Source organism: uncultured Stenotrophomonas sp., assembly GCF_963519925.1.
Taxonomy (GTDB): domain Bacteria; phylum Pseudomonadota; class Gammaproteobacteria; order Xanthomonadales; family Xanthomonadaceae; genus Stenotrophomonas; species Stenotrophomonas maltophilia_AE.
Window position 1 is genome coordinate 14,531 of record NZ_CAUQPH010000008.1, and the last position, 26,358, is coordinate 40,888.

The window sequence follows — 26,358 nt, forward strand, 5'->3', positions numbered from 1 at the left end:
CTCTATGATCACGCCCTCTCACGTTGGAAGGCAAGGTCACCGCTTCTTCCAGAGAACGGTCTCGTCGCCGAGCTCAAGGTCGGGGCTACCGGCCAGCGTCTCTAAAAGATACGCAAGGCCTGCCCGTCCGGCCTCTCCCTTCTGCGCTACCCAATCACTCAGCCTGACCTCGACCAAATCCAGATCAGCGTAGTACACCGGTCCAGGGCCAAACCCGGGATCACGAAGCCCGTTCACTTCGATGCCCGACTGACGTCCCGGGGTCCAGTTGACGTATATCTGCTCGTCTTGGGCATACTTGACGTGCACGTGTGGAGCCTGAACTTTCCCGCGCTCATAGATTGAACACAGCGCCCGCAAGAACGCGATCAATCCCTTCCATTCACTCCCGGGGCTTGATTTTTCCGTATCCGGATACACGATCACTCCCCTTTTGCGTGTTTCACAATGTCAATAATACCCACGACGGCCATCATCAACAGCAGGGCAACGACGACGCCCCACAGGCACATTTGCACAAGCGCAGCCATGGTCGCAGGCCTGCGCAAGGAACCCGTTCTGATCGCCAGCACGCACCCGTAGAAGGTGTCCTGCATATCGCCGATGTCTCTGGACGCCAAAAGGGGCAGCTTGGCGAGAACTTCCTCGCCCGCGGTCTTCTCCACAGCTCGACGCGCAAGAATTACCGCGCACGTTCGGCTGATGATGATGGCCACGGCGACGTAGAAGAGATGAAACACGAACTTATCCATGATCATCGTCACCAATCCGACCGGTCAGGTCGCCTACGCGCACCGATTCGGAATCAACCTCGCAGCGTGTTGCAATACTACTCATTTTCAGACTAAGCGTAGCATCCGGACCAAATTGTTCGAGGAAAGCCGCGTCCATGGGAACACTGACATCCAAACTCTCGCTTGGCTTGACGATAAGGCCAGCACTTGCGGAGTGCCCGTATTGATCTGCGGCGGCACTCCCCTCGAGCACGATGCTGCGCAGCAGCTCTCGCTCGATCTGGAGGAAAGAATCCTCCACCGCCATGTCCAGGACACCTTCGCCAGGCATCAGGTAGGAATTCCAGATATGCCGGCTTGCTTCCTTGAATCTCTGCATTTGACCCGTTACGTCTTTCATACCCGCATCCCTTCAGAAGCTCATCTACCCATTCCCGCGTGTCCCTGAATTCGAACTGGCGCGCACGCCCGAGGGAAGCATACGACTTCCAGGGCACGGCGGCACGGTACGACTCAGCACGTTGCTCGAGACTCGCTGCCACCTCACACCCTTCAACAATCTGGCGCCAAAGTTCCTCGTTGAGCATCGCGAGGCGTCAGCCGGATGGTCTATACAGCCTGTGGAATCTGCCTCATCCAAGCAGACGCTACCAATGACTGGCGGACCGAATGTTTCCTGGCTGGCGACCAGGACGTGGATCTGGATATGGATCTGGCACAGCCTCTCGGCCCGTTCTGCCGACCCGCAAGGCTTGCGGCTCGACCTGCAACTCAAGCACTGCTCAAGAAGCCTTGGATCCATTTAGCGACAAACAGCAAACTACGACCATGGGCGTACCAAACAACAGCATCACGGCAAGACTTCGCGAGCTGTCATGGCTGAACAATCGAGACGCGCATCGCGACCACTTCAATGAAGCCATCGCTGACGTACATCCTGATCATATTCTGCTTACGGTGAACTATGCAGCTTCGAACATTGCCAAACCGGTGTTCGGCCGCCAGCGAGGCGACATCCAGCCTGGCCAGGCAAGACGTCACACCACCAAATGCGATCGTCACAGGCTGGGGCTCTGAGGTAATGCCTCCGTTGCGAATGAGAAGATTCATGGAGCAAATACCGGCGGCAGGCGAGAAATGGATCGATTCTAAATATGAAAAATCGAACTCCATACCCTCGATCTGCTTGAACCCGCCACCGCCAGCCCGAACGCGCGACGTTTCGGTTGCATCCATTGGCCGAGGCAGTGCAGCCAACCGCACATCACGACCGGCCGCCTCGACGAGGCCTCCCGCCAGGTAGAGCCGAAGACTTCCGCGTGAGGCGTCAACGCGACCATCTTGGATGTTCCCGAATGAAGCGTTGCGGGCCAACTCCTCAAAACCAAATCGCCCGAAGAACTCCTCCGTGCCCGCACAGGAGAGCAAGCACACTGATCTCGCCCTACCCACCTTGTAGTCACCAAGGCTTAAGTCGATCTCGCATGTTCGCTCAACAATTGATAGGGAAACTGAATTGATGACGCCATCATGGAACTCGACATCATCAAACATCTCCTGACACGTCACGTCACTCACACCAGTCTCCTGCACTTGAAAACCTGAAATCCCTATCTGAGCTATCCATACACTACACGCCACATCCGAGCGCATCGACCGGAGGCGAGTGGTCTCGCACCCGCTGGCGCCCTCGAATGCCCGAGATCGAGATCATCCTCCCGCCATTCCGAGCTCGCCGAATCTCGGCGAACCTTGGACTAACAGCACAGCCAATAGCAGGACACTTCCACGCGGCCTCATGACACAACCCTCGAATGTCGACCACTGTCATCCCACCTGCGCTTGGACGCAAAAAATCGTCATACGCTCCGCCTGCCATTATTGGTTGAAGCCTTCCTCCATTCGCGTCTGAGCACTCCCTTTCAGCAGAGTACACCACTCCCTTCAACACCTGCCCAAGCGCTGCCGCGCGCCCTTGGAAAGAAGTTACCCAACGATTGAGGTCACGAACATGTTGCAGCTCAGCCCTTCTTTTACCTGAAAGAGTTCAGCTGGAATGACGCCAGCAAGAGCAGCAGATGGATTTCCGGTGCGAGCACTCACCACCGGCAACAGCGCACCCCGGTGCATCGCTGGTGAAGTACGCCAAAGAGCGGACGTCAGCCACGTACTGCCAAGGGCCGATGGTGGCAATGAGCTGCCCAGCGACGAGCAACTACCATTGAATCCCCTGGCCGGCTTCGTCTTCCAGCAGCTCATCTCCTATGATCGACTTGGCGAAGGCAGTGGCTAGTTTCTCGGCTTGGTGAGAATCCATGCCAGCAATTTCAACTTCCCTCCTCAAGAATGGCGATAACCGAACTCGGCATCGATACTCCGTTTCACCATCAACGGATTCGGGCGTCGATGCTCCTACTTCCGCTGGTATTCGAGCATCGCCACGCCTGATGAACCCTTTAACTTGAATAAGCCATTCTTTGGACATTAGTTATTCCAGGTGCCAAGCCATGGAATTAGTCGACTGACTGGTGGCCGAATACATCACTGGCAACGATCAGCGCCTCATCCCGCATGCCCTCTCGGGAATCTTGACCTGAGCCTTTGCGCAGGCAGGGATAAGCATCGCAAGCGCAGGCAACAGCAAGCCGATGACGCACCGTCGCACGGCGGCGTGAACGCCTGCACGTGAGCCAAGCCCCACTGTGCGTCCCTGCCTATTGCGCCGCTGCAGAAGTTGGTAGCTGAGGTCGGCGACAGCGAGTCGACCACGAAGCTGCAATCCTTTTAGCCTCTGCAAAGTCCTTCAAGCGCGGCATGTCACGGCGCCGCCAATATTCTTCGGGCCAAACCTGATAGCGCAATGGCGGATCAAAGGCCAGCCTGCGCCAGATCCAACGATCTCAATTGATTTTGAACAAGTACATGTTGACTGCCGCAACACCGGTCGACTGATCGGCGTAGATGATGGTGAGCGGCACCGGATCGCCGGAATTGCATGTCCACGGCTCAGGGGCCGAGCGCAGAACCGTCGCAATCCCGTTGGCCCCGATCGACATGCAGCCCTTTGGTCGATAGATGAGCTTTGGGGATCCTGTAACGTCTTTAACGACGCCGGTCGGGCTCACAAGCTTGACCGAAAGTTGGAACGAAGCACCTTTGGTCACGCCGACCTGCGCTACCCCGGGGGTGCTCGAGCCGGGTCTCGCTGTTGCGGCTCCGGGGGGATTCGACAGTTCCCATTCGCCCACGAGCTTGGCGGTGGGAGTGGATGCCTTCAAACTCCAGGTGGGTTTCCCGTCGTTCTGAGCACCTGCAGAAAACACCGTCGCGGCGGCGAGCATTCCTAATGCCATTGCCTTGCTGCCCGCACTCCAACTCGTTGCAGATCGCATACCCAGTTCCGTTTAGGGCGGCATAGCGTCGGTGCCGCGATCCGTACAGCACACTCAAAGAGCCAGAGCGGATGATGACATGCCCGGGGCAAGGCGGTTGGAACCAGCCTCACAAATAAAGAAGCCCCCGTAATCCCGTCAGCTCCGACACCCCGCCGGCACGTGGCTGTTCTCGCCCGCCGTTCTGATGCACGCCCAACGGATGGCGTCATCCTGCGTGAAGCTCGGCCTCAGCAGAACGGTCACATTTCCGGCTCTCAGCGTAGTGACCACCGTGATGACGCCGTTTCCAGTACACGTCATTGACACCACGTTGGTTGTTGCCGTCGCCTGTCCTTCCACGCCCCGGCAGGCCGTCGCGTTCAACGCATTGGCGCTATTGATGTTCTCCCCCACCGTAACCTTGGGAGCCGATGCAATCAGCAAAGCCTCGGTTACCCTGGCCCGTATCGTGTAATCCTGATAAGCAGGCAAGGCAATCGCCGCCAAAATGGCGATGATCGCCACAACGATCATCAACTCAATCAGGGTGAACCCCTTCGCACTCTTCACTACATGCCCCCCAGTCGGCCATTCAACTGACTGGCAAGCACTTATCGTGCCAAGAGAACGCTATCAGTCCTTGGTCACACGGTTGATTTCGGCCAAGCTTGTAGTGCCGGCTGCCGCTTTCACCAGAGCAGATTGCCGCAGATCGTTGATGCCGGCGCGTTGCGCAGCCTCAGCAATCTGGATTGCATTGCCGCCTTCCAGGACGATCACCGAGATCTCTTCGCTCATCGGCATCACCTGGTAAATACCGGTTCGGCCCTTGTAGCCCTCGGTGCACTCGTCGCAGCCAACCGGTTCGTAGAGGGTGATACCTGCATCCAGTTGGGCCTGGGTGAACCCCTCCGCCAGCAGCGCGTTGTCCGGGAGGTTCGCTGGCCGCTTGCAGTTGCTGCACAACCGGCGAGCCAGACGCTGTGCAATGACCAGGGTCACCGAACTGGTGATGTTGAACGGAGCAATGCCCATGTTCATCAGTCGGGCGATCGTTTGTGGGCCGTCATTGGTATGCAGGGTGGACAGCACCATGTGCCCGGTCTGCGCCGCCTTGACCGCGATTTCAGCCGTTTCGAGGTCACGGATTTCGCCGACCATGATGATGTCCGGATCCTGTCGCAGGAAGGAGCGCAGAGCAGCGGCGAAGGTCATGCCGCGCTTGACGTTCTGCTGCACCTGGTTCACACCCGGCAGGCGGATTTCTACCGGATCCTCGGCAGTGGAGATGTTGCGCGTTTCGTCGTTGAGGATTCCCAGCGCGGTATACAGCGACACCGTCTTACCCGACCCCGTGGGGCCGGTGACCAGCACCATGCCGTAGGGCTTGTGGATGGCCTCAAGGAACAGTCGTTGCTGTTCGGGCTCGTAGCCGAGCTTATCGATACCCAGCTTGGCGGCACTGCCGTCCAGGATACGCAGCACCACCTTTTCACCAAACAGGGTCGGCAGGGTGCTGACGCGGAAGTCGATCTGCTTGGTCTTGGACAGGTTGAGCTTGATGCGCCCGTCCTGCGGCACGCGCTTTTCGGCGATGTCCAACTGCGACATGACCTTGAGGCGCGCAGCAATGCGCTGGCTCAGCTTGACTGGCGCCTTGGCCACGTTCTTCAGCAGGCCGTCGATACGGAACCGCACGCGGTAATCATCTTCATAAGGCTCGAAATGGATATCGGAAGCGCCCTTGCGGATCGCATCCACCAGCACCTTGTTGACGAACTTCACCACCGGGGTGTCATCACCCTTGGCATCCACCCCGGATTCCGTGGTGCCGCCCTCGTCGTCGTTGACCGAGACCTCAAGGTCTCCCATGCCTTCGTCATCGCCGCCGAGCGAATTCCCCAGGGCGTCATGCTTGGACTGCCATTGCTCCAGTGTGCGCCTGATCTGGTCCTCATCGACCAGGATCGGCTCGACCACCAGATTGGTGTGAAACTTGATCTCATCCAGTGAGTGGGTCGGGTCGCTGGTGCCAACGAACAGCTTTCCGCCCCGCTTGAACAACGGCAACACGTGGTGCTTGCGCAGCAGCTCCTCGCTCACCAGGCTGATCGCACTCTGCGCACTGTCGAACACGTTGACGTCCAACAACGGCATGCCGAATTCCAGTGCATTGGCCGCAGCCAGTTGCGCCGGGGTGACCAGCTTCTTCTCTGCGAAATACTGTGGCAGCGGCTGCTTGGCTGCACTTGCCTTGGCCATTGCTTCGCGGGCGGCGGCTTCCTCCAGCGCACCGTCCTGTACCAGACGGCGCGCGATACCGGTAATGCCGACAAGGTTGGCGGTAGCAATAGCGTTCATGCGTGGTTCCCCGGACGACTTTCAGGCGTGTAGCGTAATTTATCGCAAAAAAAACCCCGCATGTGCGGGGCTTTTTTCAGCTACTGAACTTCAAACATCACGGACGGCATTCGGCCGGACGGAACTTCGCAGCCAGCGTGCCGCCGGTGTTGCAGACCCAGGTCACGTTGCTGGCCGGGGGGGTGCCCACAACCAGGGCCGGGGACGGGGTGAAGACGATGGTACCGCCGCCTGCGCGAGCAGTGGTGGTGAGGGTGATCACGCCGTTGGCAGCGATGCCAACCGAAGCGGTGTTCGGGGTGGCGGTCGGCGGGGTGTAGCCGCTGGCGAAGGCGTTGCCGTTGGCAGCGTTTTCGACAACGCTCACCTTGGCAGCGGACACCAGGCCCATGCCTTCAGCAACGCGCGAACGGACGGTGTAGTCCTGGTACGCCGGCAGTGCGATGGCGGCCAGGATGGCGATGATCGCGACAACGATCATCAGTTCGATAAGGGTAAAGCCCTGCTGCTTCTTCATGTGTACATCCCCTAGAGGTAGATAGTTAGCGAACACTGGGACGAAGCCTGGCCGATGGACCGGCCGAGCAAGGCTGACGCCCGTGCGGGTGGTTGATAGCAGGTTGCGTGCCAAGTTCCCGGCAATGCTCCCCAGCATTTCCCCGGCGCAATGATGGCAGCAATCTTCAGGATTGGAACCCCCCGCGCAACAAAGTGAGACCCACCCAGCATAGTGACGTGTTGCGTCACCTTCTGACGGATCCGGCCCGTGCCGCGGGTCATGGTCTGCCGTGCAAGAGGGATGCCACTGCGGGCCGGAACCGGCTACCATTCGGCCAGAAGCCCGCCTGGGGATGGCGCGGCCGGGGAGCCTTACATGTCTGTCAGCCGTAGTGCGATCAAGAAAGAGCCCGTGGCGCGTAGCACCATGGAGATGCAGCCGTTTGTCTGGGAGGGGACCGACAAGCGGGGTGTGAAGATGAAGGGCGAGCAGGTGGCGAAGAACGCCAACCTGCTGCGCGCCGAGCTGCGCCGCCAAGGCATCATGCCGGGGGTGGTCAAGCCCAAGCCCAAACCGTTGTTCGGTGCGGCCGGTAAAGCCGTGGGGGCGAAGGACATTTCTTTCTTCAGCCGCCAGATGGCCACCATGATGAAGTCCGGCGTGCCGATCGTGAGCGCCCTGGAAATCATTGGCAGCGGACACAAGAATCCGCGCATGAAGAAGCTGGTGGACGGAATCCGCACCGATATCGAGGGTGGCTCGTCGCTGTATGAGGCCATCAGCAAACACCCGGTGCAGTTCGACGAGCTCTACCGAAACCTGGTACGGGCCGGTGAAGGCGCTGGCGTGCTGGAAACCGTGCTGGACACGGTGGCCACCTACAAGGAGAACATCGAAGCGCTGAAGGGCAAGATCAAGAAGGCGCTGTTCTATCCTGCCATGGTGGTGGCGGTGGCGATCATTGTCAGCGCGATCCTGTTGATCTTCGTGGTCCCGCAATTCGAAGAAGTGTTCTCCGGTTTCGGCGCGGAATTGCCCGCCTTCACCCAGATGATCGTCAGCCTGTCCCGGTTCACTGTGTCGTACTGGTGGCTGATCGGGTTGATCTTCGGCGGCGCCTTTGCCGGGTTCATTTACACCTACAAGCGCTCGCCCAAGCTGCAACACACCATGGATCGCCTGATCCTGAAGGTGCCGGTGATCGGCGAGATCATGAACAACAGCGCCATCGCGCGCTTCGCCCGCACCACTGCCGTGACCTTCAAGGCCGGTGTGCCGCTGGTCGAAGCGCTGGGCATCGTAGCCGGCGCAACCGGCAACAAGGTGTACGAGGAGGCCGTGCTGCGGATGCGCGACGACGTGGCGGTCGGCTACCCGGTCAATATGGCCATGAAGCAGGTCAACATCTTCCCGCACATGGTCATCCAGATGACCGCCATCGGCGAAGAGGCCGGTGCGCTCGATACCATGCTGTTCAAGGTGGCCGAGTACTATGAGCAGGAGGTCAACAATGCCGTGGACTCCCTGAGCAGCCTGTTGGAGCCGATGATCATGGTGTTCATTGGTACTATTGTCGGCGGCATGGTGATCGGCATGTACCTGCCCATCTTCAAACTCGGCGCCGTCGTCGGCTAAGGACACCATGGCATTTCTAGACCAGCATCCCGGCCTCGGCTATCCCGCCGCGGCCGCACTGGGGCTGTTGATCGGCAGCTTCCTCAACGTGGTCATCCTGCGCCTCCCCAAGAGGCTGGAATGGCAGTGGAAGCGCGACGCCCGCGAGGTGCTGGAGCTGCCGGACATCTACGAGCCACCCCCGCCCGGGATCGTGGTCGAGCCATCGCACTGCCCGCACTGCAAGCACAAGCTGTCCTGGTACGAGAACATCCCGCTGTTCAGCTGGCTGGTACTGCGCGGCAAGTGTCGCCATTGCCACGCACCGATCTCGATCCAGTACCCGCTGGTGGAACTGATCACCGGGCTGCTGGTGGTGGCCAGTGTCTGGCAGTTCGGCTTCGGCTGGCAGGGCTTTGGCGCCATCGTGCTGAGCTGCTTCCTGGTCGCCCTGTCCGGGATCGACCTGCGCACCCAGCTGCTGCCCGACCAGCTCACCCTGCCACTGATGTGGCTGGGGCTGATAGGCAGTATCGACAACCTGTACATGCCGGCCAAACCGGCCCTGCTCGGCGCCATCGCCGGGTACCTGTCGCTCTGGTCGGTGTGGTGGCTGTTCAAGCAGATCACCGGCAAGGAAGGCATGGGTCACGGCGATTTCAAGCTGCTGGCCGCGCTGGGCGCCTGGTGCGGGTTGAAGGGCATCCTGCCGATCATCCTGCTGTCGTCGGTGATCGGCGCGATCCTGGGCTCCATCTGGCTGTATTCGCGCGGCCGCGACCATGCCACGCCGATCCCGTTCGGGCCCTACCTGGCCATTGCTGGCTGGATCGTGTTCATGTGGGGCGAGCCGCTGATCGACGCGTACATGAGAATGTCCGGCCTGCGCTGAGGGCACGGCGATGAGTCAGTTCGTGGTGGGGTTGACCGGCGGCGTGGCCGCCGGCAAAAGCGAAGTCAGCCGCCGCTTCGAGGCATTGGGCATCGTAGTGGCCGATGCCGATGTCGCCGCCCGCGCGGTGGTGGCGCCCGGCAGCGACGGCCTGGACCGGATCGTGGCGCACTTTGGTTCCGGGATCCTGCTGGCCGATGGCCAGCTGGACCGTGCCGCGCTGCGCCAGCGCATTTTCGCCTCCGCCCAGGAGCGGCAGGCGCTGGAAGCCATTACCCACCCTGCCATCCGCGAGCTGCTGCGGCGCACCTGCGAAGAGGCGGCCAGCCCCTACGCCATTGCGGCCATTCCGTTGCTGACCGAGGCCGGTGGCCGCCAGCGCTACCCGTGGCTGGACCGGATCCTGGTGGTGGATGCGCCGGTGGCCGTGCAGCATGCGCGGCTGATGCAGCGTGACGGGACGAATGCTGATCTTGCCGATCGGATGATTGCCGCACAGGCCAGCCGCGAGGAACGCCTGGCGCTGGCCGATGATGTGGTGGTCAATGATGGGCACCCGGAGCAGCTGCAGGCCGAGGTGGAGCGGTTGGACCGGGCTTATCGGCAGCTGGCGTCGTAGAGCCACGCCCTGCGTGGCTGCGGGTTGCGCGGCGAAGAGCAGCCACGCAAGGCGTGGCTCTACCGATGGGATGGTGGGCTGCGAAGAGCAGCCACGCAGGGCGTGGCTCTACCGATGGGATGGTGGGCTGCGAAGAGCAGCCACGCAGGGCGTGGCTCTACGCTGGGGAGAACGCCAGGGTGGCTATTACGCCGCGTTGCTCGCCTGGGCGTACGTTTACCTGCCAGCCGTACAGGTCGCACAGGCGGCTGACGATGGACAGGCCGATGCCGCCGCCCTGCGAGTGGCCAGCATGGGTGCCGCGGTAACCGCGCTGGAACAGCTTGGCCGCGTCTTCGGCGCTCAGGCCGGGGCCGCTGTCGATCACTTCCACCCGGTTGCCGGTGACCACCACCCGCACCGAGCCTTCCTGCGAATACTTCACGGCGTTGCCGATCAGGTTGCCCAGTGCCACCGAGAGGGCCGATTCGGGCGCGTCGATGACCAGCTCGCGGTCACCTTCCAGGATCAGCTCCAGCGGCTTGCCACCGAGCTGGGCGCGGTGCGAATCCAGCAGCTGTTCGGCCACGCGGGCCACGTTGCTGCTGCCCTGCCCGCGCTCATTACGCGACAGCAGCAGCAGCGAGCCGATCAGGTCGGTGCACTGCTGTTCGGCGCGCTGGATGCGCTGCAGGCGCTGCAGCACCTTCGGGTCCAGATCGGGACGGGTCAGCAGCAGCTCGGTGGCGCCACGGATCACCGCCAGCGGGGTGCGCAGTTCGTGGCTGACGTCGGCATTGAACTCACGATCGCGCTGGACCACTTCGGTCAGGCGCGCGGAATAATCATCCAGGGCCTGTGCCAGCTGCCCCACTTCGTCGTCCGGGAACCGTGGCGCCAGTGGCTCCGGATCGCTGGTGCCGCCGCGATACGCACGCAGGCGCGCGGCCAGGTCCGAAACCGGCTTCATCACCTTCGACGCCGACCACCAGCCCAGCACCAGCGACAGCGCACTGAACACCAGCACCGAGAAGAACAGCGCGCGGTTCAACTGGCCTTCGCCACGCAGGCTTTCGGTCATGTCGTAGGCGAGGAAGAACCACGCCTCTGGGGTTTTGCGTACCGCCAGCTTGTAGGAGAAGGGGTTGTTCTCCTCGTCCATCCCGCTGACGTTGTAGTTGCCATTGGAGAACGCGGCCCATTCGGGGCGCTCCTCGCGGACCCGGTCGAATTTGTCGGCGGGATATACGAACGCCCGGATCTGCTGCACGGGCAGGTCGGGGCTGCGCGACGGGTCCAGCTGGAACCGCCGCGCGTATTCGTCGATGTTGCGGTTCATCACATCTTCGACGAGCTGGTTCTCCACACGCGCGCGCGTCCAGTTCGTGGCGAACGCGAACAGCGTGGTCAGGCAGAAGCCCAACAGCACGAATGAGACGATGATGCGGCTGCGCAACCGGCGCCGGTACGGCGCGCGGCGGCGGCTTCCCCTGTCGCTCACCGGATCAGACTTCCGGCGCGGCGATTCGGTATCCGATGCCATGGCGGGTCTGGATCAACGGCACCTCGAACGGCTTGTCGACCACGGCGCGCAGGCCGTGGATGTGCACGCGCAGCGAATCGGAATCGGGCAGTTCTTCGCCCCACACGCGGGTTTCCAGCTCCTGGCGGGTGACCACGGCCGGTGCGGCTTCCATCAGCGCCTGCAGGATCTTCAGCGCGGTCGGGTTGAGCTGCAGCAGCTTGCCCTGGCGGCGAACCTCCAGGGTGTCCAGGTTGTATTCCAGGTCGCCGGTTTCCAGCACCCGGGTCTGCACGCCCTTGCCGCGACGCGACAGGGCGTTCAGGCGTACTTCCACTTCCTGCAGCGCGAACGGCTTGATCAGGTAGTCGTCGGCACCGGAATCGAAGCCGGCCAGCTTGTTGTCCAGCGAATCGCGTGCGGTCAGCATCAGCACCGGGGTCTGCTTGCGCGCTTCGTTGCGAAGCTTGCGGCAGACCTCGATGCCGTCCATGCCCGGCAGATTGAGATCCAGCACGATCGCGTCGAACTCATGCACGACCGCCAGGTGCAGGCCGGTCACACCGTCAGCGGCGAAGTCGACGGTGTGACCGCGGTCTTCGAGGTAGTCGCCAAGGTTGGCGGCGATGTCGCTGTTGTCTTCAATTACTAGGATGCGCACGGGTACCTCGGGGTTCGGATTAAGTCGCGGTCCCCGCACCGGAGGGTGCGGGGACCATGATCAGCGGATGGACCATACAGGGTCCCGTCTTAACATTTCGTACCCGTGCCAAGGCGTGAAGAGCAGTCAGTCCATCGGAATCAACTGAGAGCGGTTCGCGTCGCGCATGTTTTTGCGGGCCGCCTCCAACGCATCGCGACGCTGGGCGACGGTCATGCACACGTTGTTGGGGAAGTTACTGCCCACGGTCTTCTCGCGGCGGCACACCACGCGGCTGTCCGCATGGCTGCGGGTCAGGATGGTATTGACCTTCTCCTGCTCGTTGAAAATCGCCACCTGCTTCTGCGGCGGGAGCTGGTCAACGCGCTCGTGATCGCCGATCTCGGACTGGATCTGGCTGAGTGACGCTTTGACCGTGCTTTTGTCCTGCAGGGTCAGCTCGCTGTACTCATCACTGGACATGGCCAGTTCCACTTCCCGGATCTGTTCAGAGACGGGTTTTGCCCCGCCCATCTGAACCGGGTCCTTGCTCGGTTTACCCTGGGCTTCCACCGAGCCCAGCAGTGCTAACAGCAAAACAATCGAACCAATGCGGTACATATGCTTCCACCCATCCTTCCATGAACGAAGCATTACTTTACGAGTCCGTCGCCGCCGAAACAACGTGACCTCCGGCAGGGCATAAAAAGGCCCGGGTAGCTGCCCACCCGGGCCTGAAGTCATTCCCGATTACCGTTATCTGCTGAGGAGGGCAGAGCTGCGGTTCGTTGAAGCCTACGCGGGCGGCGATTAAACAGGTGTTAAAACCCGCTCGAACCGACCCGTTAATTTTCAATTCTTTGATTTTACAGGCTTTTTTACTGCAGCCACCTGGGCTGCGACATGTTCGATGATCTTCCCCGCCAGATCGTCCTGGCTGATGCCCTCGATACCTTCCAGGCCGGGCGTGGAGTTCACTTCCAGCACCAGCGGCCCACGGCTGGAGCGGATCAGGTCGACCCCGGCGATGCCCAGCCCCAGCGCGCGTGCCGAGCGCACGGCCACCTGCTGCTCGGCGCGGCTGGCCTTCGCCGCGCGGGCGCTGCCGCCGGCGTGCAGGTTGGACCGGAAGTCGCCGTCCGGCGCCTGGCGCTGCATCGCCGCCACCACCTGGTCACCCACCACCAGGCAGCGCAGGTCCGCGCCCTGCGCTTCGCCGATGAATTCCTGCATCAGGAAATTGGCATACAGGCCCCGCAGGGCTTCGACGATGCCGCGCGAGGCGCTGGCCTTCTCGGTCAGGATCACCCCCCTGCCCTGCGTGCCTTCATTGAGCTTCACCACGTGCGGCGGCGGGCCGAGCATGGACAGCAGATCGACGGTGTCGTCAGGGTTGTCGCCAAACACCGTTACCGGCATGTCGATGCCCTTGGAGGCCAGGATCTGGTGCGCGCGCAGTTTGTCGCGGGCGCGCAGGATCGCGTCGGACGGATTTGGCGTAACCGCCCCCATCATCTCGAACTGGCGCAGCACGGCGGTGCCATAGCGGGTGACCGAAGCACCGATGCGCGGAATCACCGCGTCCACCCCGGTGATGGGCCGGCCCTTGTAGTGCAGGGTGAATCCGTTGGCGGCGATGCGCATGTAGCAGCGCAGCGGGTCCAATACGCGCACGGTGTGCCCCCGCGAACGCGCCGCGTCCACCAACCGCCGCGTGGAGTACAGCTTGCTGTTGCGGGAAAGGATGGCCAGTTTCATTGCGGCATGGGGATGGGGAAAGCGCGAAGCATAGCGCGCAGCGGCCAAGGAAGGATGACGGCCTCGCGATGCGCCATGGATCTGAACACTTCAGCGCGCAGCGCACCTGTATAGGCAGCTTGTCTCTCTACCCTCACTTGATCCGCTGCCCACCCTCACGGGCCGCCGCGTAGCGTCGAATGCATCAGAACGCCGAACGACGCCCACTACCGGGCCGGCAGGTGTGGTCGATATCCGACCCGCCCACCCACGCAGCGGCACACGCCCCTGCCATCCAGGAGTTACGCCCCATGTTCATGCATAACAAGCGCCTCATGTACACCGTGCACGTCGAACGCCCCGACCCCGCGCTTGCCGCGCTGCTGCTCGAGCAGTTTGGTGGCCCGCAGGGCGAACTCGCCGCCGCCATGCGCTACTTCACCCAGGCCCTGGCCGAAGAAGACGCCGGTCGCAAGGACCTGCTGCTGGATGTGGCCACGGAAGAACTGAGCCATCTGGAGATCATCGGCTCGGTGATTGCGATGCTCAACAAGGGCGTCAAGGGTGAGCTCTCCGAAGGCATGATCGAAGCGATCGAGATGCGCGGGCTGACCCAGAACAGCACCAGCCATACCCAGTCCATCCTGTATGGCGGCGGGCCGGCGCTGGTCAACTCCAGCGGAGTGCCGTGGAGCGCGGCCTACATCGATTCGATCGGCGACCCGACCGCGGACCTGCGCTCCAACATCGCAGCCGAGTCGCGCGCGAAGATCGTCTACGAGCGTCTGATCAATGTCACCGACGACCCCGGCATCAAGGACGCGCTGCGCTTCCTGATGACCCGCGAGATCGCGCACCAGAAGTCGTTCGAGAAGGCGCTGTATGCCATTGAACCGAACTTCCCGCCGGGCAAGCTGCCGGGCGATCCGGAGTTCACCGATGTGTACATGGACATGTCGCAGGGCGATGGGGACGTGGAAGGGCCGTGGAACAGCGGCGAGCAGTGGACCGTGATCTCGTCGCGCGAAGAGCAGTACGCGCTGGACGGCGGCGACGGCGAAGCCACCGTTGATGGCCTGACCGAAGCCCAGGAGGATGCGCTGGACGCGCTGGCGGTCCGCACCGCCTCCGATCCTGATTCCGACCCGCTTACCGGTGCCGAGCTGGGCTCGGGACGCGTTCGCGGCGACGAGCCTGCCGACGCCCTGCTGGGTTGACGACGGTGCAGTGGATCGGCGGCTTCGAAGGCGCCGACCACGTCAACGGCAGCGGGAGACCGCTGTCGATGGCCCGCGACAGCGGTCACCTGGGTCGGCTGGATGCCGACTACCGGCGCCTGCGCCGGATGGGATTCACGGCAGTAAGGGAGAGCGTCGGCTGGCGCTTGTCCGAAAACGCAGGGGTGTTCGACTTCCACGACCTGCATGCACGCATGCTGGCCGCAGCGCGCCAGCGCATCGAGATCCGCTGGACGCTGATGCATTACGGCACGCCGGCGGATATCGATCTGCTGGACGGCGACGACGATGTTTTCGTCGAACGCTTCGCGCGGTTCTGCAGGTCGACGGCTGTCGCACTGAGCGGCTACCCGCACGCCATGCCGCGCATCGTGACGCCGATCAATGAACTGTCGTTCCTGTGCTGGGCCGCGACCCGGACGGGGTTGATCCATCCACATCGGGGGGACCGTCATGACGATGCGGGACGGCTGAAATCACGATTGATCCGCGCCGCGCTGGCAGGGTGCCGTGCGTACCGCGAGATCGAACCCGGGGCGCGGATGATGTGGGTTGAACCGTTGATCCACGTCGCCACCCCGCCTGACCTGCCCGGTCTGCGCGGCGAGGCCCTGCAGCACTGCGAAAGCCAGTTCGAGGTGATGGACGCGCTGATCGGACGCACGCGGCCTGAACTGGGCGGTGATCCCGCCTGCGTGGACCTGATCGGCCTGAACTACTACCACGGCAACCAGTGGGAGGCCGGCAGCCACCGCTCCCTGGACTGGCACCGCGATGATCCCCTGCGGCTGCCGCTGTCACGGCTGCTGCGAAAGGTCCATGAGCGTTACCGGCTGCCGATGACCCTCAGTGAGACCAGCCACGTGGGCAGCGGACGCGCGGCCTGGCTGCGCGAGGTCGTCACCCAGGTGGACCACGCCACTGCAGGCGGCGTCCCGATCGAGGGCATCTGCCTGTATCCGGTGATGGATCGTCCGGATTGGGAAGACCCCGGTCATTGGCATCAAAGCGGTCTGTGGGACATCCCTGCGCGATCGCCCACTGCGTCACCCGTACTCGTGCGCGACTACGCCCAGGCTTACCTGGCGGCGCGGTCCGCCGGCCTTTCCGCATCACCTTCCCCAGGACACCCGACCATGCACCAGCTCCTTGTCTTCTCGCATCTCCGCTGGGATTTCGTCTACCAGCGCCCGCAGCACCTGCTCTCGCGCTTTGCCCAGCGGTGGGATGTGGTGGTTTTCGAAGAGCCGGTCCATGACCCCGGCAGCCCGGCCTGGCTGGAGGTGCTGCGGCCCTGCATCGGCGTGACCGTACTGCGCCCGCACACCCCGATTGCCGACCCCGGCTTTGCCGACGCGCAGTTCCCGGCGCTGGCCGAACTGCTGCAGGACTGGCTGGCCGGAAATGGCGAGCCTGGCATGGCGGTGTGGCTGTACACGCCGATGGCGCTGCCCCTGCTGCACGGGCTGGCCCCGGGCGCGATCATCTACGACTGCATGGATGAGCTGGGCGCGTTCAAGAATGCGCCCGAGCGCCTGATGGACCGGGAGCGCACGCTGCTGGAGGTGGCCGATCTGGTGTTCACCGGCGGCCCCGCGCTGCAGGATGCCAAGGCGCCACACAACCCGAAGGTGCTGTGCTTCCCCAGCAGCGTGGACGTTGCCCACTTCGCGCAGGGCCGGGGGGCGTTGCCGCCCGCCGCGCAGGGCGCTTCGCCGCGCCTGGGCTTCTTCGGCGTGCTCGACGAGCGCCTGGACCTGGCGCTGCTGGAGGCGCTGTCGGCCTCGCATCCGGACTGGCAGATCGACCTGGTCGGCCCGGTGGTCAAGATCGACCCTGCCACCATGCCGCAGGCGGCCAACCTGCACTACCTCGGCCAGCGCGACTACGCCGAGCTGCCCGGCCTGGTCGCCGGCTGGGATGTCTGCCTGCTGCCGTTCGCGATGAATGCCTCCACCGCCTTCATCAGCCCGACCAAGACCCTGGAATACATGGCGGCCCGGAAGCCGGTGGTGACCACACCGGTGCGCGACGTGGTGCGGCTGTATGCCACCGGCGTGCAGGTGGGCGACACCCCCGCAGCCTTCATCCGTGCGTGCGAAAGCGCGCTGGCCGAGCAGGAACCGGCGCGACAGCAGCGGATTGCCGTGCAGGACCGTCTCACCGCGGCCACCTCCTGGGACCAGACCGCGGACGACATGGCCACCTGCGTGGTGCAGGCCATGGCCGATGGGCTCAACGCCCGCGCCCAGGCGTACCTGGGCGGTGACCACGTGGTGGCGATCGAGGACGCACCGGTGCCGTGCCTGATCCTTGGCGCCGGGCCTACCGGCCTGTCGGCGGCGTATCACTATGGCGAAGGCAGCGTGCTGGTGGAACGCGAGCAGACGGTGGGCGGGTGGTGCCGCTCGATCGACGACCAGGGTTTCCGCTTCGACCATGCGGGGCACATCATGTTTTCCAACGACGCCTACGTGCTCAAGCTTTACGAGACGCTGCTGGGCAACAACCTGCATTGGCAGAACCGCGAAGCCTGGGTGTTCAGCAAAGGCGTACATACCCGTTACCCGTTCCAGGGCGCGTTGCATGGCCTGCCACCGGCGGTGCTGAAGGAATGCCTGGTCGGGGCGATCGAAGCGCGGTTCGGCGCACTCGACGGCAGTGCTGCGGCACCGGCCAGGCCGGTGGCCACGGCGGTGCGCGAGTTGTCGGCCATGGCCGCCAATGACGCCATGGATTGCTGTGCCGACGGCGCGGTGCCGGATGCGGAGGGCGTGGGCGATCCGAAGGACCTGGCCACCCCGGCCAAGGTCACCCCGTTCGCGCGGCGCGGCACGCCGGCCAACTTCGAGGAGTTCATCTATCAGGTGTGGGGCGCGGGCGTGGCCAGGCACTTCGCGGTGCCCTACAACGTCAAGCTGTGGACGGTCCCGCTGCGCGAGATGGAGACCTCGTGGCTGGGCGGGCGCGTGCCGATGCCGAACCTGGAGGAAATGATCGAAGGTGCGCTGGAACCAGTGGCATCGCCGGTTGGGCCCAACGCGCGCTTCGGTTACCCGCTGCACGGCGGTTTCCAGGCCCTGATGGACGGATTCCTCCCGCACCTGGAAGGCAAGCTCCTGCTGGGCAAGACCGCCACGGCCATTTCGGTGCGCCGCCGCCAGGTGACCTTCTCCGACGGCCATCGCATGCGCTGGCAGCAGCTGGTGAGCACCCTGCCCCTGCCCGAGTTCGTGCGGCTGATCGGCGATGAAGCGCCGGAGCGCGTCCGCGCCGCGGCGGCCGGGCTGCGCCATGTTTCAGTGCGCTGCGTGAACCTGGGCATCGGCCGCGAAAATCTGACCGACAAGCACTGGATCTACTACCCGGAAGACACGATCTTCCATCGCATCTTCGTGCAGGGAAACGCGAGCCCGCACAACAACCCGCCCGGCGGCTTCGGGCTCACCTGTGAGATCACCTACTCGCCGACCAAGCCGCTGCCGGTCGACGGCGATGCGTTGATCGAACGCTGCATCCGCGAGTGCATCGAGGTAGGCATGATGACCGCCGACGACACGGTGCTCACCGCATCGATCGTGGACATGCCATATGCCTACGTGCTCTACGACCACATGCGCGCGGCGAACGTGGAGACCATCCGCAGCTGGCTGCTCACCCACGACATCGTGCTGGCCGGCCGCTACAGTGAGTGGGAGTACTACAACTCCGACCATGCCTTCCTGGCCGGGCGCCGCGCGGCCGGACAGGTGCGCAGCGCGTTGACCGTACGCCGGGCGGGCACCACATGATCGCCGCGCGCGCTACCCAGGGCCCGGACTCCGGCCTGCCCTTCCAGCCCACCGGCACGACGCTGATCCTGGTCAGCGGCGGCACCGGCTACATCGGGTCGCATACCTGCGTCTGCCTGCAGGATGCCGGCTTCAGCGTGCTGGTGGTGGACAACCTGAGCAACAGCAGCGAGGACGTGCTGTCGGCCATCGCGGCGATCAGCGGCCGCCGCCCGTTGTTCGAGCACGCCGATGTGCGCGACGCCGCCGCCATGAATGCCATTGTGGACCGCTACCGGCCCCTGGCGGCGATCCACTTCGCCGGGGTGAAGTCGGTGGCCGAGTCGGTGCGCGAACCGGTGATGTACTACGACAACAACGTCAGCGGCTCGCTGACGCTGCTTGCGGCCATGACGCGGCAGGGTCCGCCGTGTCTGGTGTTCAGCTCGTCGGCCACGGTGTACGGCGAGCCGGACGCACTTCCGCTGCAGGAAGGCCATCCATTGCGGCCGGAGAGCGCATACGGCCGCAGCAAGATGATGGTCGAGCTGATCCTGGCCGATGTCTGCGCGGCCGACGCCGACGCTTCGGTGGTGACCCTGCGCTACTTCAACCCGGTCGGCGCGCATCCCGGGGGCGGGCTGGGGGAGTCGCCCTTGGGCGTGCCCGAGAACCTGATGCCGTACCTGGGCCGGGTCGCCTCCGGGGAAACCGCCCTGCTGAGGGTGTTCGGCGACGATTACCCCACCTGCGACGGCACCTGCGTGCGCGATTACGTGCACGTCATGGACCTGGCCGAAGCGCATGTTGCGGCCGTGCGGCTGGCCCTGCAGGCGCCCGGCCTGCGGGTGGCGAATCTTGGCACCGGTGTGGGCGTGTCGGTACTGGGCCTGGTACGCGCGTATGCCGCGGCGTGCGGCCATCCGCTGGCCTACCAGGTCGTGGCCCGGCGGGCCGGCGACGTGGCCTGTTATTACGCCGATCCCACGCGCGCCGCCGCCCTGCTCGGCTGGACCGCACAACGGGACATCCATGAGATGTGCGGCGATGCGTGGCGCTTCGCCAGCACCGTGTAGCCCATCTTCACGATGCTACGCGTATGCATAACAAAGGCCCCTCTAGCGTGTGATCAACGCCGCGAGGTGATCGCCCAACCAGCCAGGAGGTGCAGGTGGACCAGAAAAGTGCGATGGAGGGCGTTACCGCCCGATGGCCGGACCGCATCTGGGTGGTCCGGCATGGCCAGAGTGCAGGCAATGTGGCGCGCGACCACGCCGAGGCCGAGGGCATCACGTTGATCGAACTGGAGCATCGCGATGCCGATGTTCCGCTGTCTGCGCTGGGGGAACGCCAATCGGCGGCGCTCGCAGACTGGGTCGGGAAGATGCCCGAAGCGGATCGTCCGACCGTCGTGCTGGTGTCCCCCTATGTGCGGGCACGCCAGACCGCCGAAGCCGTTGCGGCCGTGCTTGGCCATCCCAGCAACGCCTTGATCGTGGATGAGCGGCTTCGCGAAAAAGAATTCGGGGTACTGGACCGATACACCTCGAGCGGCATCCGGGCGACGTTTCCCGAGTTGGCCGAACAGCGCAAGCTGGTGGGCAAGTTCTATTTCAGGCCACCCGGTGGCGAGAGCTGGTGCGACGTCATCCTGCGCCTGCGCGGCGTGATTGCCGACCTGCAGCGCAGCCATGTGGGTGCGAACGTGATGGTCGTGGGCCATCAGGTCATCGTCAACTGCATGCGCTACCTGCTGGAAGGACTGGATGAGCGCGCGATCCTCGATATCGACCGCGAAGGCGATGTGCCCAACTGCGGGGTGACCGAATACCGGGCATCCGACGCCGGTGATGCGCTGGAACTGGTGGCGACCAACTTCGTTCCTGCCGAACTGGCGCAGCAGGGCCGCACCGGCGCGCCGGATACGCCGGCGGGAGCGCGGTGAAATGAAACGGCCTGTTGTCCGTGACCTGACCCCCGCCGCGCTGCAGGCGATGCCCCTGCCGGCGCCTGGGACCAGCAAAGAGGACCGGGGGCGGCTATGCGTCGTGGGCGGCTCGGTCCAGGTCCCCGGCGCGGCGCTGCTGGCTGCGGAGGCGGCGCTGCGCGCCGGGGCAGGCAAGCTGCAGATCGCGACGGTGCGCTCCTGCGCCACGGCGCTGGGGGTGGCGGTTCCCGAAGCGCTGGTGCTTGGTCTGCCCGAGGACGCAACCGGCGAGATCGCGCCCGGCAGCCCTGCCCTGCAAGCCGCCTTGGAGCAATGCGACGCCGTCCTCGTGGGGCCGGGAATGCGCGCCACGCCGTTCCTGACCCGATTTACGGCGCGGCTGCATCAGATGAAGGCGACCGTTGTGCTCGACGCTGGCGCGCTAAACGGCGGGGTATGCGCCGGAGCGGGCGCCCCGTTCATCCTCACCCCGCACGCGGGCGAAATGGCGTTCATGTGCGGCGGGCGCAAGGAGGACGTTGAGCGCAGCCCGCTGGAGCACGCCGTCGAGATGGCGCGTGCCACGTCCAGCGTGGTGGTCCTCAAGGGGCCGCGAACGTTCATCGTCGGGGCCGATGGAGAGGCATGGCTTCATGAAGGTGGCGGCCCCGGCCTCGGCACTTCCGGCTCCGGCGATGCACTTGCCGGGCTCATCACCGGCTTCGCCGCGCGTGGTGCAACACCGATGGAGGCCGCGTTGTGGGGCGTGTGGACGCACGGGGAAGCGGGTCGGTTGCTTGCTGACTCGGTCGGCCCGCTGGGCTTCCTCGCACGGGAGATTTCCCTGCAGGTGCCGGGAATCCTGCAGCGGTTCAACTACGATGACAGCTAGGGTTATCGCGACTTCTGTGTCGGGACAACAAACGCGCGCAGTTCGGCCATCTTCCGGTCCCGGAACCGCCATACGTCGCTGTAGGTGAACTCTGTTGGCTGGCCATCATCGCCACTGACAACGATGGTGCCGAGCGCCACCACCGTGTCGTCTTCGGCGATGAGGTGATCAACCTTGAACTGCGGTGGGCTGGCGTAGGCGCCCTTCATCCATTGCCGAACCGCCTCTTTGCCTTCCAGCGTGCCCTCGCCCACCGTCGTCCAGCGGATGTCTTCGGTGCAGTGGGAAAGGAATCCCTCATTGTCGCCTGCAACAATGGCCTCGTTGGCCTGTAGCAGGATGGACTTGTTGGTACCAGGCATGTGGATGCTCCACCGATGGCGCAGGACGCCGACGGATGGATGGTCACCGCTGCCAGGTTAATGCGGCGCAAGGAGATTGATAGGGGGGTGTCAGCGCGGGGATCTGGTGGCATGCCGCCACGCTCCATGGTTTGCTGGGCAAACCGTGGAGCGGGTGAAGGGAATCGAACCCTCGTCAGTAGCTTGGGAAGCTACAGCTCTACCATTGAGCTACACCCGCTTGGTGCCGGGGAAGTTTAGTTGCCCGGGGGGTTAAAAGGCAACGGGCGGCATCAGCCGCCCGTTGCTTGCGGCACGACCACCGGTCGTGCCCTACCGGTGTGGGACCGGCGTTACCTCAGAAGCTGCCGCTGACGGTCGCGAACAGGCTCACGTCGCGCTGGCGCTTCTGCATGGCGGTGGTGCTCATGCCGATGTTGCTGGTCAGGCCGAACAGGTTCATGCGCGCACCCAGCACGGCGGTGGCGTAATCCTTGTCGAACTCCAGGCCCGGCACCTTGTACATGCCCACGTCCGGCATGGTCTGCAGCCAGGCGCTGGCCTGCTTGCCATCCTCGAACTCGTGGTCGTAGGTGACCTGCACGTACGGCTTGACGCTGCCGCCGTCGAAGCGGGCCTGCCAGCCGATGCGGCCAACGGTGGAGTCGGCGTCCTGGTCGGCGTAGCCCAGCGCGGTGGCGCTCGGGTTGGATTCGACGTACCCGTCCAGCTTCACCTGCTGCCAGATCACGGCGGCCACCGGACCATGGCGGAAGCCGCCTTCGGTGCCGAATTCATAGCCGGCATTCAGGGCCACGGTGAGGTTGCTGCCTTCCGGCGAGCCGGTGTGGGTGCGTTCGGCCGGGCCGAGCTGGACGCGGCGGGTCACGTCGTAATCCAGCCAGCTGTAGCTGACCTGGCCGTTGACCCACACGTTGTCGCCGTACCAGCCGGCGAACAGGCCCAGGGTCGCATCGGACTGGGTGAAGTCGCCCTTGCTGTTGCCGAAGTCGGCATCCATGCGGCCGTAGCCGCCGAAGCCGCCGACGACCATGCCGTCCTTGGCCCAGTCGATGCCGAACAGGCCGGCCGGGGCCATGCCGTCGTACAGGTCGGCGTGGTCATAGCGCTGCATGTCGCCACGCAGGCCGCCCCACCAGCTCAGGCCATCGGCCGGGCGGCCGTCCAGGTGCGAACCGACCTGGTCGGCACGCGCGCGGCCCACGGTCTGTGCCGAGTGGGTCAGGATCTGCTGGTTGCGCGGGGCTTCCAGGATCGACAGCGTGTACTGGCCCAGCATCTGGTGGGTGGCGGTGGTCGGGTGCACGCCGTCGGCGAACACGTAGTTGTTGGCCGCGTTCGGGTTGACGTAGGCGGTCGGGTTGCAGGTCAGCGACGAGGCCGTGGTGCAGGCCGGGCTGGTGACGTTGACGAACCCGTAGGTACCCGGGCTGGCGACGATTTCCTGCAGGATGTGGAAGGTATCCACCGGGATCACCTGCAGGCCGGCGGCCTTCAGGCCACCGAACAGGGCGTCGTTGTAGGCCTTGGCCAGGGCGGTGCCCTGCGCCATGCCCACCGCGCCGCCGGCGCGCGCGGCCGGGGTCAGGCCGATGTCCGGCAGGGTCGGCACCACGACGTACTGTGCGCCGGCCGCCTTGAGGGTACCCACGATGCCGACCTGGTCGGTCACGGCCGCGCCCAGCGTGGCCTGCAGCGGGGCGCCGGCCTGGATGGCGAACAGGTCGTTGGCGCCGCCCCACACGGTGTACAGCGCGTTGGCGTCGGCCTTGCCGCCGTTGGCGGCCAGGTACTGCGCGGTCTGGGTCTTGAGCGAGTAGACCGGGATCGCCGGGGTGCCCGGGGCCAGGGTCTGGGTGCTGTCGACGCCGACGCGGGCGCCGCCGATGGCGTAATTGTCGCCGTTCTGGCCATTGCCGTGCGCGGTGGCGTTGGTGCCGTAGTAGTCGGCTACGTACTGCGCCCAGACCCAGCCCGGGTTGGTGGTGAACTGGCCGGTCACCGGCTGCAGCGAGGCCGGCAGCAGCGGACGGAAGTAGCCCTGGTCGGTGAGGCTGTCGCCGATGAAGACGGTCTTCGAATAGGGCGACTGCGCCATCGCCGGCACGGCGGCCAAGGCGATGGCCACGGCCATCAGGGAACGCAGGGGACGCTTGCTGAGCAGCATGGAAAAAACTCCTTTTCGGGTGAGGACAGCCGACGTACGCCGGCGCACGGTGCCATGGTTCCACTGCACCCCGGGTACATCACGCTGCGCTGCGGCATGGCAGGGGCCAGGGGCGCTGGCAACACAGGCGGGACAAGCCGGGACGGGCATCGGTGGGGGCGCAAGGGTACGCAGAAGTGACGACTTTGGGGGACAATCGCGCCATGAACTTCGTCAACATCACGCTCAACGGCGAACACCGCCAGCTTCCGCAAAGTGCCACTGTGCTGGACCTGCTCCAGGTCGATGGCCTCACCGAGCGCCGGGTCGCGGTGGAGGTCAACGGGGAGATCGTGACCCGCAGCCTGCACGGCACGCATGTGCTGCAGGAAGGCGATGTGGTGGAGATCGTGCACGCGTTGGGGGGCGGGTGACGATTGACGGGTCGCGTGGGCCGGCCAACGGCCGGCGCTACCGGGTCTGTGCCGCAGTGGGCTGTGTGATAATTCGCTTATGACTGCTCATTCTTCCCCCGATTCGCTGGTGATCGCCGGCAAGACCTACGCCTCCCGGTTGCTGACCGGGACCGGCAAGTTCAAGGACCTGGATGAAACCCGTGCTGCTACCGACGCAGCCGGCGCCCAGATCGTGACCGTGGCGATCCGCCGCACCAACATCGGGCAGAACCCGGGCGAGCCCAACCTGCTGGATGTGCTGCCGCCAGACCGCTACACGATCCTCCCCAACACCGCCGGCTGCTACACCGCCGAAGACGCCGTGCGGACGTGCCGGCTGGCGCGTGAGCTGCTGGACGGGCACAACCTGACCAAGCTGGAAGTGCTGGGCGACCAGAAGACGCTGTATCCGGACGTGGTGCAGACCCTCAAGGCCGCGGAACAGCTGGTCAAGGATGGTTTCGAGGTCATGGTCTACACCTCCGACGATCCGATCCTGGCCAAGCGGCTGGAAGAGATCGGCTGCGTGGCGGTGATGCCGTTGGCGGCGCCGATCGGCTCGGGGCTGGGCATCCAGAACCGCTACAACCTGCTGGAGATCATCGAAAGCGCGAAGGTGCCGATCATCGTCGATGCCGGCGTGGGTACCGCGTCCGACGCGGCGATCGCGATGGAGCTGGGCTGCGATGGCGTGCTGATGAACACCGCCATTGCCGGTGCGCGCAACCCGGTGCTGATGGCCAGCGCCATGCGCAAGGCGGTGGAAGCCGGACGCGAGGCGTTCCTGGCCGGGCGCATCCCGCGCAAGCGCTATGCGAGTGCGTCGTCGCCGGTGGACGGGTTGATCGGCTGATGACCAATCCCTTCGACAGCGCAGGCGCCAAGGCGCCGCCCAAGCCCTTCACCGTTACCGAAGGCCGCCGCGAGGTGCGCAGCTTCGTATTGCGCCAGGGCCGCTTCACCCCGGCCCAGCAGCGCGCGTTCGACGACCGCTGGCCGCGTTTCGGGCTGGATTTCACCGGCGAGCCGCGTGACCTGGATGCCACCTTCGGGCGCGATGCGCTGAAGGTGCTGGAGATCGGCTTCGGCAACGGTGCCGCGCTGCGCTTTGCCGCGCAGCAGGATCCGAGCCGTGACTACATCGGGCTGGAAGTGCACGCCCCCGGCGTGGGCCGCCTGCTGAACGCACTGGCCGACGACAACGCCGACCACGTGCGCCTGTACCACCACGATGCGGTGGAGGTGCTGGAAAAGGAAATCGCCGACGGCGCGCTGGATGAAGTGCGGATCTATTTCCCCGATCCGTGGCACAAGAAGCGCCACAACAAGCGTCGCCTGATCCAGCCGGCATTCGCCGAGCTGCTGGTGCGCAAGCTGCGCGTGGGCGGGCGGCTGCACTGCGCCACCGACTGGGAAGACTATGCGGAGCAGATGTGGGAGGTGCTCGACGCCACCCCGGGGCTGGTCAACCGTGCCGGTCCGCGTGGCCAGGTGGAGCGGCCCGAATGGCGGCCGCAGACGCACTTCGAAACCCGCGGCCAGAAACTCGGCCACGGGGTGTGGGACCTGCTGTACGACCGTACCTGATCCCACAATA

General features: G+C 64.4%; 26 protein-coding genes and 1 tRNA gene. 11 read left to right on the plus strand and 16 right to left on the minus strand.

Annotated features, from left to right (window positions below; all coding sequences use genetic code 11):
• Positions 1-36: 36 nt before the first annotated feature.
• From RWO33_RS02960 to RWO33_RS03000, 9 genes are all read right to left on the minus strand, one after another.
• The gene (locus tag RWO33_RS02960; protein ID WP_314101854.1) at positions 37-426 is read right to left on the minus strand and encodes a hypothetical protein; all 390 of its coding nucleotides are present in this window, start codon (positions 424-426) and stop codon (positions 37-39) included.
• Entirely contained in the window at positions 423-752 is a 330-nt protein-coding gene (locus tag RWO33_RS02965) for a hypothetical protein (protein ID WP_314101856.1), read from the minus strand. The genes RWO33_RS02960 and RWO33_RS02965 overlap by 4 nt, the downstream gene beginning before the upstream one ends.
• The gene (locus tag RWO33_RS02970) at positions 745-1,134 is read right to left on the minus strand and encodes a hypothetical protein (protein WP_314101858.1); all 390 of its coding nucleotides are present in this window, start codon (positions 1,132-1,134) and stop codon (positions 745-747) included. The genes RWO33_RS02965 and RWO33_RS02970 overlap by 8 nt, the downstream gene beginning before the upstream one ends.
• A 473-nt stretch (positions 1,135-1,607) precedes the next feature.
• On the minus strand, positions 1,608-2,312 hold the full coding sequence (locus tag RWO33_RS02975; protein WP_314101860.1) for a hypothetical protein: 705 nt from the start codon (positions 2,310-2,312) through the stop codon (positions 1,608-1,610).
• Between the two features lie 637 nt (positions 2,313-2,949).
• A complete protein-coding gene (locus tag RWO33_RS02980; RefSeq protein WP_314101862.1) occupies positions 2,950-3,219 on the minus strand; it encodes a hypothetical protein in 270 nt (89 codons plus the stop codon).
• A 415-nt stretch (positions 3,220-3,634) separates the two neighbouring features.
• A complete protein-coding gene (locus tag RWO33_RS02985) occupies positions 3,635-4,075 on the minus strand; it encodes a hypothetical protein (RefSeq protein WP_314101863.1) in 441 nt (146 codons plus the stop codon).
• Between the two features lie 189 nt (positions 4,076-4,264).
• Positions 4,265-4,678, minus strand: a complete 414-nt coding sequence (locus RWO33_RS02990; protein WP_314101865.1) for a prepilin-type N-terminal cleavage/methylation domain-containing protein — start codon at positions 4,676-4,678, stop codon at positions 4,265-4,267.
• 63 nt (positions 4,679-4,741) lie between these two features.
• Entirely contained in the window at positions 4,742-6,469 is a 1,728-nt protein-coding gene (gene pilB / locus RWO33_RS02995) for a type IV-A pilus assembly ATPase PilB (protein WP_314101867.1), read from the minus strand.
• Between the two features lie 97 nt (positions 6,470-6,566).
• The gene (locus tag RWO33_RS03000; protein WP_314101869.1) at positions 6,567-6,986 is read right to left on the minus strand and encodes a pilin; all 420 of its coding nucleotides are present in this window, start codon (positions 6,984-6,986) and stop codon (positions 6,567-6,569) included.
• A gap of 357 nt (positions 6,987-7,343) precedes the next feature.
• On the opposite strand from RWO33_RS03000, the gene RWO33_RS03005 reads away from it, so the two are divergent.
• From RWO33_RS03005 to coaE, 3 genes are read left to right on the plus strand one after another with little or no spacing between them, the layout of a single operon-like run.
• Entirely contained in the window at positions 7,344-8,603 is a 1,260-nt protein-coding gene (locus RWO33_RS03005) for a type II secretion system F family protein (protein WP_314101939.1), read from the plus strand.
• Between the two features lie 7 nt (positions 8,604-8,610).
• Positions 8,611-9,474: an A24 family peptidase gene (locus RWO33_RS03010; RefSeq protein ID WP_314101871.1), complete on the plus strand. Its 864-nt coding sequence runs from the start codon at positions 8,611-8,613 to the stop codon at positions 9,472-9,474.
• A 10-nt stretch (positions 9,475-9,484) separates the two neighbouring features.
• A complete protein-coding gene (gene coaE, locus RWO33_RS03015) occupies positions 9,485-10,093 on the plus strand; it encodes a dephospho-CoA kinase (RefSeq protein ID WP_314101874.1) in 609 nt (202 codons plus the stop codon).
• Positions 10,094-10,250: 157 nt separating this feature from the next.
• Here coaE and RWO33_RS03020 read toward each other — a convergent pair whose 3' ends face one another.
• The 4 genes from RWO33_RS03020 to rimK form a co-directional block, all read right to left on the minus strand.
• Complete coding sequence (locus RWO33_RS03020; protein ID WP_314101875.1) at positions 10,251-11,573, minus strand: HAMP domain-containing sensor histidine kinase; 1,323 nt, start codon at positions 11,571-11,573, stop codon at positions 10,251-10,253.
• 4 nt (positions 11,574-11,577) lie between these two features.
• Positions 11,578-12,255, minus strand: coding sequence for a response regulator transcription factor (locus tag RWO33_RS03025; RefSeq protein WP_070207495.1), 678 nt, complete (start codon positions 12,253-12,255; stop codon positions 11,578-11,580).
• A gap of 126 nt (positions 12,256-12,381) precedes the next feature.
• On the minus strand, positions 12,382-12,855 hold the full coding sequence (locus RWO33_RS03030; protein WP_314101880.1) for a hypothetical protein: 474 nt from the start codon (positions 12,853-12,855) through the stop codon (positions 12,382-12,384).
• Positions 12,856-13,086: 231 nt separating this feature from the next.
• The gene (gene rimK, locus RWO33_RS03035; RefSeq protein ID WP_314101881.1) at positions 13,087-13,992 is read right to left on the minus strand and encodes a 30S ribosomal protein S6--L-glutamate ligase; all 906 of its coding nucleotides are present in this window, start codon (positions 13,990-13,992) and stop codon (positions 13,087-13,089) included.
• Positions 13,993-14,282: 290 nt separating this feature from the next.
• On the opposite strand from rimK, the gene RWO33_RS03040 reads away from it, so the two are divergent.
• The 5 genes from RWO33_RS03040 to RWO33_RS03060 all read left to right on the plus strand — a co-directional run bounded on the left by RWO33_RS03040 (position 14,283) and on the right by RWO33_RS03060 (position 21,798).
• Complete coding sequence (locus tag RWO33_RS03040; protein ID WP_145479372.1) at positions 14,283-15,188, plus strand: manganese catalase family protein; 906 nt, start codon at positions 14,283-14,285, stop codon at positions 15,186-15,188.
• A gap of 5 nt (positions 15,189-15,193) precedes the next feature.
• Entirely contained in the window at positions 15,194-19,000 is a 3,807-nt protein-coding gene (locus RWO33_RS03045) for an NAD(P)-binding protein (protein ID WP_314101884.1), read from the plus strand.
• Positions 18,997-20,055: a UDP-glucose 4-epimerase GalE gene (gene galE / locus RWO33_RS03050; RefSeq protein ID WP_314101885.1), complete on the plus strand. Its 1,059-nt coding sequence runs from the start codon at positions 18,997-18,999 to the stop codon at positions 20,053-20,055. Before RWO33_RS03045 ends, galE begins: the two co-directional genes overlap by 4 nt.
• A gap of 89 nt (positions 20,056-20,144) precedes the next feature.
• The gene (locus RWO33_RS03055) at positions 20,145-20,924 is read left to right on the plus strand and encodes a histidine phosphatase family protein (protein WP_186308886.1); all 780 of its coding nucleotides are present in this window, start codon (positions 20,145-20,147) and stop codon (positions 20,922-20,924) included.
• 1 nt (position 20,925) lies between these two features.
• Positions 20,926-21,798: an NAD(P)H-hydrate dehydratase gene (locus RWO33_RS03060; protein WP_314101887.1), complete on the plus strand. Its 873-nt coding sequence runs from the start codon at positions 20,926-20,928 to the stop codon at positions 21,796-21,798.
• A 2-nt stretch (positions 21,799-21,800) separates the two neighbouring features.
• Here the strand turns inward: RWO33_RS03060 and RWO33_RS03065 are convergent, their stop codons facing one another.
• The 3 genes from RWO33_RS03065 to RWO33_RS03075 form a co-directional block, all read right to left on the minus strand.
• Positions 21,801-22,160 (minus strand): nuclear transport factor 2 family protein, encoded by a 360-nt coding sequence (locus RWO33_RS03065; RefSeq protein WP_314101888.1) that lies wholly within the window; start codon positions 22,158-22,160, stop codon positions 21,801-21,803.
• A 146-nt stretch (positions 22,161-22,306) separates the two neighbouring features.
• Positions 22,307-22,380, minus strand: a tRNA-Gly gene (locus RWO33_RS03070).
• A gap of 117 nt (positions 22,381-22,497) precedes the next feature.
• Positions 22,498-24,327 carry an autotransporter domain-containing protein gene (locus RWO33_RS03075; RefSeq protein ID WP_314101890.1) on the minus strand — a complete coding sequence of 610 codons (1,830 nt, stop codon included), beginning with the start codon at positions 24,325-24,327 and terminating at the stop codon, positions 22,498-22,500.
• A gap of 203 nt (positions 24,328-24,530) precedes the next feature.
• On the opposite strand from RWO33_RS03075, the gene thiS reads away from it, so the two are divergent.
• From thiS to trmB, 3 genes are all read left to right on the plus strand, one after another.
• Positions 24,531-24,740, plus strand: coding sequence for a sulfur carrier protein ThiS (gene thiS, locus RWO33_RS03080; RefSeq protein WP_314101892.1), 210 nt, complete (start codon positions 24,531-24,533; stop codon positions 24,738-24,740).
• 79 nt (positions 24,741-24,819) lie between these two features.
• Positions 24,820-25,614: a thiazole synthase gene (locus RWO33_RS03085; RefSeq protein WP_145479365.1), complete on the plus strand. Its 795-nt coding sequence runs from the start codon at positions 24,820-24,822 to the stop codon at positions 25,612-25,614.
• Positions 25,614-26,348 carry a tRNA (guanosine(46)-N7)-methyltransferase TrmB gene (trmB, locus tag RWO33_RS03090; RefSeq protein ID WP_314101895.1) on the plus strand — a complete coding sequence of 245 codons (735 nt, stop codon included), beginning with the start codon at positions 25,614-25,616 and terminating at the stop codon, positions 26,346-26,348. Before RWO33_RS03085 ends, trmB begins: the two co-directional genes overlap by 1 nt.
• Positions 26,349-26,358 lie beyond the last annotated feature (10 nt).